The sequence below is a fragment of the Pseudomonas sp. GW822-FHT06B12 genome (genome assembly GCF_058799675.1).
This window is the reverse complement of sequence record NZ_JBXALR010000001.1, coordinates 709,492-723,198: the sequence shown is the minus strand read 5'-3', so window position 1 is coordinate 723,198 and position 13,707 is coordinate 709,492. Positions and strand designations below refer to the sequence as shown.

The 13,707-nt window shown below is 58.2% G+C and carries 8 protein-coding genes; 5 read left to right on the top strand and 3 right to left on the bottom strand.

Annotation, left to right across the window (positions count from 1 at the left end):
• Nucleotides 1–41: 41 nt before the first annotated feature.
• The gene (locus AC1RKH_RS03390) at nt 42–560 is read right to left on the bottom strand and encodes a sigma-70 family RNA polymerase sigma factor (protein ID WP_123424545.1); all 519 of its coding nucleotides are present in this window, start codon (nt 558–560) and stop codon (nt 42–44) included.
• A gap of 229 nt (nt 561–789) precedes the next feature.
• Between AC1RKH_RS03390 and AC1RKH_RS03385 the strand changes: the two genes are divergently transcribed.
• Entirely contained in the window at nt 790–2,958 is a 2,169-nt protein-coding gene (locus tag AC1RKH_RS03385; protein ID WP_493061104.1) for a condensation domain-containing protein, read from the top strand.
• A 58-nt stretch (nt 2,959–3,016) separates the two neighbouring features.
• Here AC1RKH_RS03385 and basC read toward each other — a convergent pair whose 3' ends face one another.
• Entirely contained in the window at nt 3,017–4,336 is a 1,320-nt protein-coding gene (gene basC / locus AC1RKH_RS03380; protein ID WP_493061103.1) for a putative histamine N-monooxygenase, read from the bottom strand.
• Between the two features lie 92 nt (nt 4,337–4,428).
• Nucleotides 4,429–8,772, bottom strand: a complete 4,344-nt coding sequence (locus AC1RKH_RS03375; RefSeq protein ID WP_493061102.1) for an amino acid adenylation domain-containing protein — start codon at nt 8,770–8,772, stop codon at nt 4,429–4,431.
• 132 nt (nt 8,773–8,904) lie between these two features.
• Here AC1RKH_RS03375 and AC1RKH_RS03370 point away from each other — a divergent pair, with 132 nt between their 5' ends.
• From AC1RKH_RS03370 to AC1RKH_RS03355, 4 genes are read left to right on the top strand one after another with little or no spacing between them, the layout of a single operon-like run.
• Nucleotides 8,905–10,080 (top strand): isochorismate synthase, encoded by a 1,176-nt coding sequence (locus AC1RKH_RS03370; RefSeq protein WP_493061101.1) that lies wholly within the window; start codon nt 8,905–8,907, stop codon nt 10,078–10,080.
• 26 nt (nt 10,081–10,106) lie between these two features.
• Entirely contained in the window at nt 10,107–11,942 is a 1,836-nt protein-coding gene (locus AC1RKH_RS03365; RefSeq protein ID WP_493061100.1) for a (2,3-dihydroxybenzoyl)adenylate synthase, read from the top strand.
• A gap of 27 nt (nt 11,943–11,969) precedes the next feature.
• The gene (locus tag AC1RKH_RS03360) at nt 11,970–13,196 is read left to right on the top strand and encodes a histidine decarboxylase (RefSeq protein WP_493061099.1); all 1,227 of its coding nucleotides are present in this window, start codon (nt 11,970–11,972) and stop codon (nt 13,194–13,196) included.
• Between the two features lie 36 nt (nt 13,197–13,232).
• A complete protein-coding gene (locus AC1RKH_RS03355; protein WP_493061098.1) occupies nt 13,233–13,556 on the top strand; it encodes an isochorismate lyase in 324 nt (107 codons plus the stop codon).
• Nucleotides 13,557–13,707: the final 151 nt, after the last annotated feature.

Here is a 13,707-nt window from a genome sequence, read left to right as displayed (position 1 = left end):
ATACCGATTAATCCGTTCGCCGCCGTGAACCGAACGACCGATCACAGGCCCGCCCCCGATGCGAATGGGTGACAGGCCCGAAGGCCCGCAGCGATGTATTTCTCGACGGAGGACACCGACACCTTCAACTCGGCCGCGATATCCCGGTGACCCATGCCATGCAACTTGCACAGCAGCAACGCTTCGCGGGCCTTGAGTGGCTTGTTATGCAAGGCAACATCGATCTGAGACAGGGCCTCCGATGCCAGCGCGCGAACCTCTTCCGATGGCACCAGAGGCTCGGCTTGCTGCATCAGCCCTTCCAGATGGCTGGCCTCAAGATGCCGGCGGCGATAAAGATCTATCACCATTCCTTTGGCGATTTGAGTCAGATGACTGCGTGAGTTCTCGGTCGAGGGAACCTGGCCCTTCCTGATGAGGTTGAGATAGACATCATGGGCGAGATCCGCGGCATCCACCGAATTGCCCAGCTTGCGACGCAACAAACTGCACAACCAGCGGTGATGGTCGACATACAGCTTTTCAAATTGCTCCCTGGACGCGAACGCTCCGTTGTCCACAACACCTCTCCTGAGACGATGGCTTTCGCGATCAGATTTTGACTAATGCGAATAGGTATGATTATTATTTGTCATCATACGGTGTTCATAGAGCCCCTGCAATGCGACCTCGTTGCAACTCCTCTGACGCCCGGAATTCCGGGCGTTACACCAGACCGAGGATCGGTCTGTCGGCACTCGGTGCCACCTCTACTTCTTACTGTTCAGTTTGATAAGGCGGGAAATTTCCATGATGGAACTCAGTCCAGATTCGTTACCGAAGCTATCTGTCAACGGTTACGAAGAGCATATCTGGCTCTTGCAGCAGCAATACCCCGAACGCATCCTCAAACACCTCTGCGCCTGGCGGCTCGACGCTGATGTCGACCTTTCAAGGCTCGAGTTGGCGATCAAGGCCGTCATCGAAACACTGCCCGATCTGAATGCACGCTATCAATTCAACGACGACGGTGAAGTGGACAAAGTCCACGCCAGTGACTGGAAGTCCTGCGTCGAACTTATTCGCTCACACTCCGACGCCGAGGCCACCGAGAATTTGCTCTCGCGGCAAGCGGCATCGTGGGACGCACAAAGCCAGCCGCCGTTCAAGGCGCTGATGATTCAAACCAGGCAGAACGTTATCCTGGCGTTCGTGATCCATCAGATCCTCGACCAGACCTGCCAGGAGATCGACCTGTATCACGGGGTCCTGAACGCCTATGTCGGTCACTCGACCAGCGACACCCCCTGGTTGCACCGTCAGGCAGATGGCAAGGTTGCAGCGCCAGCAGCCAGTGCACCCAACGCCCGGCCAGTGGCCAACAGCAGTGCAGTGGCGACGATTATCCTTGGCGAGTTCCGTGGTGCCCTGGCCGAGCCCGACATGCAACTTACGGATGACTTCTTTGATTTCGGAGGCCACTCCCTGCTGGCCACCCGCATCATTGGCAAGCTGTTGAGCAATCACGGCATTGAAGTCCAGTTCAATGACTTTTTCAGCGCCCCTACGGCCGAGGCCCTGGCGTCGCGGGCCCACGTCATCGCGCAAAACAACCCGGCAGCGTCTGCCGCAGGCCTGCCGCAAGACGTGCAGCGGGCACCTTTCGCGCTGGCCCAGGCCTCCCTCGGGCGGGCCTATGTCGCCTATGAGTTCGGGACGATTTTCAACCTGCCCTTTGCCTTGGACTTCCTCGATAACGTGGATGAAGCGCTGTTCGAGCAAGCCTTCAGCGACCTGCTCATACGCCATGCCAGCCTGCGGACTACCTTCCACTTCCAGGACGATGAGGCGTACCAGCAAATCGTGCCAATCGCACAACTGTCCCACTACAAATGGTTCTGGCCTAGCCATGAGAGCCAAGGGGCAACGCTGGAAAGTGAAGCCTCCTATCAGTTCGACCTGGCCCGCGAACTGCCCCTCAGGGTTCGCTTCATGTACGACTCGCAGCGCAAGCGCCAAACCCTGTCTTTGCTGATCCATCACATGGCCATTGATGAATGGTCGCTCAACGTCATGATGGAAGAACTGACCCAGGCCTACCTCGCCCGAGCAGCCGACAAAGCGCCGACCTGGGAAGCGCCTGCACGCTCTTTCCACGAATTCGCCGTGCAAGAGCAAAGTACCGGCGTCAATCAGAAGCATCTCGACTATTGGACGAGCCTGTTGCGTGATGCAACCCGCGGCTTGACACTGCCCTCCCCTGATCATCAGACGAGCGCGCCTGCGAAAGCCGTTTCGACGAAAGCTCAATGGTTCGAAATCAAACCCGACCAGGACCTCACCGATAATCTGTATGCCTTCGCCAGACAGAACAACTCGTCGCTGTTCGGCGTGGTCTATACGGCCATTGCGTTGTCCCTGCATAAACTCGGTGACTTGCAGGATCTGGTGATCGGCACATCGGCTTCCGGGCGAACCGATCCCGGGTTTTACGAGACGGTCGGTTACTTCACCACCATGGTGGCGCACCGGGTGCAGTTCGATCCTCAGCAGGCAGTGGGCACGCTGATCGAAAGCGTCACCCACTTGATCAATGACTCCATGGCCTATGCCGATGTGCCGATGGAGTCGATTCAACAAGCCCTGGGCATGACGGCTGCGGACGGCCTGCTGTTCGACGTCTACATCCAGATTCATGCCAACAACGCATTGAACGGCACCCTGAGCACGCCAGACGCAGGAACGATCCGCTACCGACAGATTGACCCGGACAAGAGCCAATCGATGTTCGGTATTCAGTTCGAGATCATGGAAAACCTGATCGACGGCAAACGCTCACTGCGCCTGGTGATCACCTACCGCTCGGATCGTTACAGCGCCGAACAGATGACACGCCTCAGCGCAATGATCGATCACGTGTTCGCACTCTTCACAACGCCAGAGGCAGCCGGCATCGCCCTGAATCAAATCCGCGCATAACCCTCAATCGGGGTCTTGGTAACGCCAAAAGCGTTAACAAGACCCTGCACATCAAGCTCTACGCCTCATGCATCCCGTAGCGCTGGAACGATGAGCGCTTGGGCAAGCGGTAGTGCGTTCGACCGAGTAACTGGTTGGCAATCGTCGCATTGCGTATGGCAGCTATCCCGAGATCCGGCGAACCAACACCATGCTGGAAGATCTCCGCGTTCTGCACGAAAATACGGCCCGTGCCTTCGTCGCAGCGGCGCGCTGTAAAATCTTCCTGGACGATACAGTCGCCGTATTCATCGGTTTCAAGCACAGCGCCTTTGAGCCGTTCAAACCACTGCGGCCAGGCATGCCCGTATCCCGTCGCCGCAACAATGGCATCTGCCTCGAGGGTACTGGTCTGATCCAGTTCACGGTGCCGGTAGGCAATTCGCAGCGTGCCGTCGACATCCTCCACGGTCTCGACCTCGCAGTTGGAAAGCAACGTCAGACCTGTATCAGCGCCGCCAATCGAGCGTTCGTAGATCAGGTCGTAGATCTCGGCAATGGTCGAAAAACTGATGCCCTTGTACAGCAACCCCTGCCCCGCAACGATGTTTCGGCGACGCTCCCGTGGAATACTGTGGAAGTACTCCATATAGGATGGCGTAAAGCACTCCTGCCCAAGTTTTGAATACTCCATGGGATGGAAGCCCGGCGAACGCGTGATCCAGCGAATCGAAGCACCGGCCGCGATCCGCTCGGGGGTCAACTCGTTGAACAATGCCAGCACGCACTCCGCCGCACTCTGCCCGGAGCCAATGACCGTGACCCGCCGGCACTGCGCCAACTGCTCCCGTCTTTTACCGAACTCCGCCGAATGCATGACCGGCGCCGTGCTCTTCAGCTGGGCCCATTTCGGCAACAGCGGCACGGTGCCGACGCCTATCGCCAGGTCCCGGCTGTAGTAATGGCGTTTGAAGCCGGACACGGACTGGCTTTCAATCAGGAATCGGTCAACGCTCGCGTCATAGCTCACATCACAGATGTCTTCGCCGAAGTGGCAGGCGGGCAACTGCTGCGACGCCCATCGGCAGTAATGGTCGTACTCGCGCCGCGGCACCTGAAAGTTCTCGTAGTAATAGAACGGGTACAGGCGATCGTGCTGATGCAGGTAGTTCAGATAACTCAGTGGATGCGTGGGGTCCGCCATCGTCACCAGGTCCGCCAGGAAGGGAACCTGAAGCGTCGTGCCTGGCAAGAGAAGTCCTTCATGCCAGCGAAATTCCGCTTTGCGATCAAGGAAAATACCCGTCACGCCCGAGTGTCTGGACAGTAATGCAGCCAGCCCGAGATTAAAGGGCCCAATGCCAACACCGGCAATATCTACAGTGGGTATATCCGTCATCCGATCCATCTCCATAAGAGCTGCTGTTTGGGTAGAAGGGAGCACGCTCTGTGGTGCCCCTCTCCATTCATTTCAATAGTATTCAGAGGCGCTCACGAACCTTCAGCCACAAGCAGCCGTTCGACGTCTTGTGCATTGCGGCAACGCAGCAATTGGCCGGGTGAAAGCGCCACCGAAAAGTCTTCCTGGAACCGCGCCGAAATGGCTTTCAAATGCTGGGGACGCAACCCCAGGCTGATGAAATCCACCGCGTCATTGACCCCGTCTTCCAACGGGCGGCCCAGTACACTCAGGTAGATGTCCAGCACCTTGTTTCTCTTGGTCGACACGCTCCTGGCGGCAGGCTCGGCCACTTCATTCGCCGGCGCAGTGAGCAGGCTGCGGGCACGCTGGCGATCAGGCTTGCCATTTTGCGACAGCGGCAACTCATCCACTCTCAAGAACCGCGTGGGTACATGGGAATGCGGCAGATGTTGGCGGGCATAGTTGCGCAACTCGGTTGCCGTCAGCTCTGCGGCACCCTGCTGGCCGACATACAGCGCACCGATGCAAACCTCACCTCGACGCTGCTCGCCATAATCCACGACCAGCACGTGCCTGACCGATGGGTGATTGATCAGTTCGATCTCGATATCCGGGAGCGACACCCGTACACCGCGAACTTTCACATAGCCGTTGACCCGACTGTCGAAGATCAAGGTGCCATCGCGACGGTAGCGACCACAGTCACCGGTGCGGAAAGCACGGACGGCCTGGCCATGTTCATCGCTGACGGTCACGAACTCGCTCTGTGTCAGCTCACCGTTTTCCAGGTACCCCAGTGCGAGATTGACACCCGCCGTGTGAATTCGGCCGACAACGCCCGCCGGGCAATGCTCACCCTGTGAATCAAGGGTGAAGTAACGGTTGCCGGGCAAGGGCCTTCCGTAGGGGATCAGCGCTCGGTCATCGGCTGTGATTTCGTGCCAGATACTCCAGATGGTTGTCTCCGTCGGCCCCCCAAGGGAGATCAACCGAGAAACCGGCAGCAGCTCGCGCAGCTCGGCAATGACGGCGGGCTTGATGTAGTCACCGCCCTGCGCAATCAGGCGCAGGCTCTTCAAGTCATGAGTGGCGCGGCAAGAAAGGAGCATCTCCAGGATGGCGGGCACCGAGCACCACAATGTCACCTGATGCCGGGCAATCAACTGATTCCAGCGCACCGCATCCTTTTCCTCGCCCTGGCCAGGAAGTACCAGCGTCGCCCCCGCTGTCAGGCAGCCCAACACGTCGAAAACCGACATGTCATGGTGAAGCGGGGTTACGGACATGAACACATCGCGCTCGGTCACTGCCCAGCGCTCAAGGGTGCTGCCGATGACATTGGCTGTGGCTCGGTTGCTCAGCACCACACATTTGGGCTTTCCGGTGGTGCCCGAGGTATAGAGGTAATAGGCCGGCGCATCGCTTGACGACAGGTCCTCCATTACCGGTGGAACCTGGGCTTGCGCTGCCAGCAGCTCATCGGGTGTCGCGCAAGGATGCTCGACAGGCTCACCCTGGGTGATCACCACCAGATCAGGTCGACAGTTTTCCAGCAGGAAAAGCCGTCGCTCCTCGGGCGCGGAAGCATCGATGGGGACCCAGATCAAGCCCGTCAGTGCACAGGCCAACGTCACCATCGTGTGCTCCGGGCTGCGCGGCAGGCATATGGCAACCACATTGCGCCGAGAAAGCCCACGCGCTTTCAACGCCGCGATCACCCGGCATACGCCGTCGCCAAGTTCGGCATAGCTGATTTGTCGGTCGCCGCTGATGAGGGCGATTCTGGCGTTGGTACGATCAAAGATATTGCTCGCGATCCGCCCGAGAAACGTTGCATGGCACGCATCAGTCACCGGGCTATTCAGCCGGTAGTGGCACCTGTCGATAATCGCCGGGGCATCAATGGCAAAAACTCCGTTTGCCGTGATCTGACTGATCGCCCTTTCGAAGGCACTCAAGATATCGCTGACCACAGCCGGATCGAGTACTTCGCGTGCATAGTCGATGTCGAACACCAAGGCACCCTCGGCGTTGGCCGAAAAGCGAATATCCATCGCCACCTGTGGTGTCTGGGTCAGTCCGCCACACAGGCTCATGGGACTGTCCGTCAGCGAGACCGGCCAGGAAAAACCGTTGGTGATCACCACGGGCAGGACGGGGCCTGGACCGTGGGATTCGAACAGCAACCGGGCAAGATCAACCCCTGAAAAGGCCAGATGCTGCAAACCTTCCAGCACATCGACTTGCAGCTTGGTAGCCCGCTGCGCGAAACCGTCCGGATCGGAGTTCCAATTGACCGCGATAAAGCTTGAGCGATTGGCAAAGGCACCACCCGTTTGCGGAGCAACAGGCACCGCGACACACAATCCCCCCTCATCGACCCAGTGGGAAAGCACTTCCAGCACCAGCGCCATCAGGGTGGAGTTCTTGAACAGCCGTTGCCGCGCTCCCAGTTTGCAGAACGCGCTGAACGCCGCTTTGGGCACCAACAGGCTCTGTCGCTCATAGCGAGAAGCGCCCACATGGTCCAGCGGGGTGATCCACGGCAAACGTGGAGCACCGCTCACGGAGGCGAGTTTGGCTTTCCAATAAGCCGCATCCGCCTTTCGTTGGCAGGCGAGGTCTTCTGGCTCGGAGGTAACCTCTGTGAACGGTTCCTCGCCGACGACACCGTCGAACAGTTCAACCATGAGGGTTGCGATCGATCGCCCATCGAGGATCAATGCATCAAGGCGCACAAAAACGCTCAGTTGACCTTCCGGGAGCCGGAAGACCGTGACATTCCACGGCGAGCGATCCAGTTCGAACAGCGCATGCGCATAAGCCTCACGACGCTCCTCAACGTAGCCAAGCGCATCTTCTGGCGACAGAGCAGTGAGGTCGATTTCCTGCAGGTTTATCTGCACCTCATCACTGACAAACTGCACGAGTTTTTGCGCATCGATCCGCGTTCTCAGGCTTTCGTGGCGCTGAACCATCCCGGCCAAACGGCTTCGCAGCAGAGCAGGCTCCAAAGAGCCGCGGTACTCGCGAAACTCCTGCATGGCCACGCCGCCCAGCGGCATCTGCGCGCTGCGGCCAAGCAGATAGGCCTGCTGAAGAGCGGTCAGTGGCTTCTCGACCAGCGTGCCCCGAGAAAACGGTTGATCCAGGACCGCAGAGCAGACAGACGCCTCACGCACGAGCGCCACGAAGCGATCGAATAGATCCGACACCCAGGCTTCCGGCAGAGCATCAAGACGAATGTCCCAATTGATCAATATGCCGCCATCGGCGCAGGCAATCTGCGCGTCGAGTGCAACCTGGGGCCCTTGGGAGATCACCCAGTTCATCGGCCCGAAGACACGCCGGACGCGCTCCGAAAGAAGATCGCCGCCCGGCATGTCCAGCGCTGCGGTAAACACCACTGGCGCCAGTTGCGGCGAACCATGATGGCGAGAAAGATCGCGCATCAGATTCACTCCGGGATAGGCGCAATGTTCGAGCAAATCGACCATCTTTTTCGCCATCTGCGTGCAAAGGGCTGCGAGGCTCGGGGCCGACTCGATATCCACATCGAGAATCAGCACGTTGGCGAAATCGCCGACTATCCGCTCGACTTCATCCACCAGTGGCGGACGCCAGAACGTGGGCACGTTGAGGCGGAATTTCCGGTCTCCTGTCTGCGCCCCGAGTACCGCCGCGAAAAGCCCCATCATCAAGGTCGACAGGGTCATTCTTCGCTCACGGGCCAGACGCTGTAACGCCTGACGCTCATCAGGGCCAAGCCATGTGCTTAATCGATGGCTGCGGGCTTGATCAGGCTGAACCTCGAGAAACGGCAATGTGGGCGCAGGAGCGACTTCAGCCAGGCGCTCACGCCACCAAATGCGGTCTCGTTCCCGGGCGACTTTGAGCGAGGTATCGGTACGCGCCTTGTCGTACCAATCGAAGAAAGAAGGCGTGTGTGGAACCGGTCCATCGGGGTCATCATAAAACCGTGCGAGGTCTTCGATTAAGGTGCGGAAACTCGACGGGTCGATGGCGATCATGTCCGTATCGACGTGCAAGCGGAACTCATCGCCCGCCAGCAGGCTGACCGAGAAACGGACGCCCGGACAATGGCCGAGATCAAGCTGCTGATGCGTCCATTCCTCACGCTTGCAGAGCAGATGCCGCGCCACTTCCAGCTCAGTCATCAGGCGTAGATCTTCGACTTCCAACTGCGGTGACTGGTCCATCGAAGCAATGGATTGCAGGCCATCTGCATTCAGCCGAACCCGCAGCATGGGATGCAGCAGACATACCCGTTCAAGTGCCTTGCGAAGCCGTTCAAGGTCAATGGAACGACCATCAAACTCGGCATAAAGATGAGCCGAAACTCTCCCTAAAGACGCATGAGCAGCGCGCCCGATCCAGCAGGCGGCTTGCATTGAAGTTAACTCTCTCATGGCTCACTCATGTGATTGACAAATCTAAATGATTAGCGTCCCCTATTAGAAACGATAATGATTATATTTCAAACCTTAATTTTTAACCCATAGGCCACGGAGGCTTCCCCCCAAATGAGATCGGGCACCCTAAGAGCGAATGACACAGATGAGGTGCAAGCCATTGATGAAAAAGAGAGTTTTTCATTCACCTCGGGCGATAGAGAACTAATAGTCGCCGGGATGCTTCAGCGAATCGAAACACCTGCCATTGGCGGCGATAACGCCAATAGCCTGTTCCAGAAAACCGTAATGCAAGCCCTCGACCGGGCGCGCAAGGCCGGCCAGAGCAACCCGATAATCGTCGGCGCCATCCCCTTCGATCCTGCTGAAGCCTCTTGCCTCTACATCCCCGAACACGCCGAGTGGCAAGCACGAAGCGCCACCGTGCGGACAGGCGTCGCAACACTGCCTGAGCTGATCGAGCAAAAAAACATACCGGACGAGCAAGGCTTCAAACGCGCGGTAGAGCATGCAATCGTCAACTTCCGCCACAGTGACGTGCGCAAGGCCGTGCTCTCGGTGCAACGTGAGTTGGTGTTTGCGCAGGATGTGGATGTGGGCGCCATGCAGAACAATCTGCGGGCCCAGAATCAAAGCGGCTATCACTTCCGTGTACCCATGCCGGACGGCACTACGCTGATCGGCGTCAGCCCCGAGCTGCTCGTCCACAAGGACGGTCTGAACTTCGTTTCCAACCCGTTGGCAGGCTCGGCCAAACGCATGACCGATCCACAAGCGGACCGGCGCAACGCAGATTGGCTGTCAGCTTCGGAAAAGGATCACTACGAGCACCGCCTCGTGACCGAGGACATCGCCACTCAACTTGGGGAGCTGTGCACACAGCTGAATGTACCCCAGCGCCCTACCCTCATCAGCACGCCCGCACTTTGGCATCTCTCCACGCGTATCGAAGGCACATTGGCGGATCCGACAGTCTCGGCCTTGCAGCTAGCCTGCCGCCTGCATCCAACCCCTGCCGTCTGTGGGTTCCCCACCGAGCGCGCCCGGCGCCTGATCCGCTTCGTCGAACCCTTCGAGCGTGGCCTGTTCACCGGCATGGTTGGCTGGTGCGACGCCCAAGGCAATGGCGAGTGGGTGGTGACCATTCGCTGCGGCACCATCAAGCGCAACAGGGTCCGCTTGTTCGCCGGCGCTGGCATCGTCGAAGCCTCGAGCCCCGACTCCGAATGGACAGAAGTCCAGACCAAACTCGGCACCATGCTGCGCGCATGCGGTTTGGCCCACTAATACGAACTTTTTCAGTAGTGACAATCATGACTTTAGAATTCAATCACTGGCCCCTCGACAGAGCACAGAGCTATCGGGAAAAAGGCTACTGGATCGACAAACCACTCACACACATTCTCCAGGCACGCAGCCAGTCGCAACCTCACGCATCGGCGATCATTTGCGGTGATCGTCGCTTCAGCTATGCCGAGCTGGAGCAGCTGTCGTCCAACCTGGCTTCGCGCCTGGCGGCCAGCGGGCTTGGCAAAGGCGACACCGCCTTGGTGCAATTGCCCAATATTGCGGAGTTTTACATTGTCTTGTTCGCGCTGCTCAAGGCCGGGATTGCGCCCCTCAACGCGCTCTACAGCCATCGAAAACTGGAACTCAAGAGCTACGCCAAGCAAATCACGCCAAGGCTGCTGATCGCCTCTCGTGAGCATGAAGTCTTTCGCGACGACAGCTACATCGCAGACCTCAAGGAAGTCGGTTCCAGCCCTGAAATCACCCTGCTGCTGGGCGAACCGCGTCACGAAAACGACCTTGCCGCCTGGATCAAAACCCCAAGTCAGAGCCACGTGGACTTCTCCCCCAGCGAACCGGGTGAAGTGGCGCTATTCCAATTGTCGGGTGGCAGCACAGGCACCCCCAAACTCATCCCGCGTACCCATAACGACTATCACTACAACGCTCGGGCGAGTGCGCAAGTATGCGAGCTCACAGCACAAACGCGCTTTCTCTGCGCCCTGCCTGCGGCGCACAACTTCTTGCTCAGCTCGCCCGGCGCCTTGGGTGTCCTGTATGCCGGCGGCACTATCGTCATGGCTCCCAGCCCGGAACCGTTGACTTGCTTCTCGATCATTGCGCGCCATGAAGTGAATACCGTGGCCCTGGTTCCAAGTGCGGTCGCCTTGTGGTTGCAGGCCGCACCGGAGCACAAAGAGCAACTGCAATCGCTGGAATTCCTCCAGGTCGGCGGCGCCTGTTTCGCCGACTCGCTGGCACGCCAGGTTCCCGGCGTGCTCGGCTGCAAGTTGCAGCAGGTGTTTGGCATGGCCGAGGGCCTGATCAACTACACCCGCCTGGACGACTCCAACGAACAGATCTTCACCACTCAAGGCCGTCCGATCAGCCCGGATGACGAAATCAAAATCGTCGACGAACAAGGCATTCCCGTCCCGCACGGCGAGCCTGGCATGCTTGCCACTCGCGGTCCTTACACGTTCTGCGGGTATTACCGAAGCCCCGAACAGAATGCCCAGGCGTTTGACAATGAGGGCTATTACTATTCCGGCGACCTCGTTCAGCTCACACCGACAGGCGATTTGCGGGTCGTCGGCAGGGTCAAGGACCAGATCAACCGCGGCGGCGAAAAAGTCGCCTCGGAGGAAATCGAAAACCTTATCGTCCTCCACCCGGACGTGACCCACGCCGGCCTGGTGGCCATGCCCGACGACAGGCTGGGGGAAAAGAGCTGCGCCTTCGTCGTCTCCCGCAACCCCAATCTCAAACCACCCGCCTTGAGACGCCACTTGATGGAACTCGGCATCGCCGAATACAAACTGCCCGATCGCATCCGGCTCATCGAGACCATGCCGCTGACGGCCGTGGGCAAGATCGACAAAAAGCGACTACGCCAGCTCCTGGCGGCGGAAACCACCCGTGCCTGGTTACACACCCGCGTACTGCAACTTGTCGAGGACTGTGAAGACCTGGACCCAGAGGAAAACCTGATTTTCTACGGCCTCGATTCCTTGCAGGTGATGAAGCTCGCTGCGGAGCTCAAAGAACGCGGCATCGCTGTCAGCTTCGAAGAGCTGGCGGCCTCGCCCACGCTCGCCAGTTGGTGGTCGCTGGTAGACACGAAGCAAAAAGCCGCCTGACCGGGCAGCCTCTAAAAGGAGTTGGAAATGACTTTATCCACCGCCGACCAAAGCAGGCTTGAGCGCTTCTGGCAGCACTGCGTGACGAATCAGTACTTCAATATCGGGTACCCCGAATCAGCGGACTTCGATTACTCCCAGTTGCATCGCTTCCTGCGTTTTTCGATCAACAACTGCGGGGACTGGAACGAGTACAGCAACTACCTGTTGAACTCATTCGACTTTGAAAAGGACGTCATGACGTACTTCTCCGAGCTGTTCAACATCGCGCTCGACGACAGCTGGGGCTACGTCACCAACGGGGGGACCGAAGGCAACATGTTTGGCTGCTACCTGGGTCGCGAACTGTTCCCGAACGGCACCCTGTACTACTCCAAAGACACCCATTACTCCGTGGCGAAGATCGTCAAGTTGCTACGGATCAAATGTCGTGCAGTCGAGTCACTGGCCAATGGAGAAATCGACTACGACGACCTGATGGCAAAAATAACCGCCGACCAGGAACGCCACCCCATCATCTTCGCTAACATCGGCACCACCCTGCGCGGAGCGGTCGACAATATCGCCACCATTCAACAGCGTCTGCAGCAGGCGGGCATTGCCCGTCATGACTACTACCTGCACGCAGACGCAGCGCTGAGCGGGATGATCCTGCCCTTCGTCGATCACCCACAGCCCTTCTCGTTCGCCGATGGCATCGACTCGATCTGCGTCTCCGGCCACAAGATGATCGGTTCGCCCATTCCTTGCGGGATCGTCGTGGCCAAACGCAAGAACGTTGCGCGCATCTCGGTGGAAGTGGACTACATCCTGGCCCATGACAAGACCATCAGCGGCTCGCGCAATGGCCATACACCGTTGATGATGTGGGCGGCACTACGAAGCCACTCGTTCGCTGACTGGCGCCGGCGTATCCACCACAGCCTGGAAAAAGCACAGTATGCGGTGGATCGATTCCAGGCTGCGGGCATTGATGCCTGGCGCAACGAGAACTCCATCACCGTAGTGTTCCCTTGTCCGTCGCAAAGGCTTGCGAAGAAATATTGCCTGGCGACGTCTGGCGATACAGCGCACTTGATAACGACACCCCATCATCACGACAACTTGATGATCGACGCATTGATCGATGAGGTCATTACCGAGCTTGAGACGGATGCCTGGCGATTTGGGGGGGCGCAGGTCAAACAAGGGGGTAATGAGCGACGACCTTCAAACTCCGTCAGGGAGACGTGTCCCCGATTCGACGTCATCTGAAATTGGCTACTTTCATCACACATCGAGACAAGCACTATGTCGCAACTTAAAACCCCTGAAGCCTGCGAAAGCCTCAATGATATTCGGGCCGGCATCGATTTTTTTGATCGCCAGATCCTTGAGTCCTTGAAACAACGCCTGGGTTATGTGAAAGCCGCTGTGCAATTCAAAGCCAATGAGCAGGCTATCCCCGCTCCGGAGCGGGTCGCGGCAATGCTCGAAGACCGCCGCGAGTGGGCAGTCGTCGCCGGTTTCGAAGTGGCCTTCGTCGAGAAGCTCTACGAGCACATTATTCATTGGAATATCCAACAGCAGATTCTGCACTGGCAAGTCACTTATCCCGACCGAAACAAGGCATAAGCCCATTGATGAGCGTATGACCAGGGATACGGTGTAGACGTTTCCGAGTGTGTGGTTTTGAAAGGGCGCCAGAGAGGGGCGCCCTGCGCTTTCAATCGGTTTATCGTCCGAGTGAATGGCCAGGCGTACATCGTTCAATCGTGGCTATTAC

Excerpts from the sequence above, each read along its gene's own strand:
- AC1RKH_RS03370 (WP_493061101.1), top strand. The coding sequence starts at position 8,905 with ATGAGATCGGGCACCCTAAGAGCGAATGACACAGATGAGGTGCAAGCC.
- AC1RKH_RS03375 (WP_493061102.1), bottom strand. The coding sequence starts at position 8,772 with ATGCAAGCCGCCTGCTGGATCGGGCGCGCTGCTCATGCGTCTTTAGGG.
- basC (WP_493061103.1), bottom strand. The coding sequence starts at position 4,336 with ATGACGGATATACCCACTGTAGATATTGCCGGTGTTGGCATTGGGCCC.
- AC1RKH_RS03385 (WP_493061104.1), top strand. The coding sequence starts at position 790 with ATGATGGAACTCAGTCCAGATTCGTTACCGAAGCTATCTGTCAACGGT.
- AC1RKH_RS03360 (WP_493061099.1), top strand. The coding sequence starts at position 11,970 with ATGACTTTATCCACCGCCGACCAAAGCAGGCTTGAGCGCTTCTGGCAG.
- AC1RKH_RS03355 (WP_493061098.1), top strand. The coding sequence starts at position 13,233 with ATGTCGCAACTTAAAACCCCTGAAGCCTGCGAAAGCCTCAATGATATT.
- AC1RKH_RS03365 (WP_493061100.1), top strand. The coding sequence starts at position 10,107 with ATGACTTTAGAATTCAATCACTGGCCCCTCGACAGAGCACAGAGCTAT.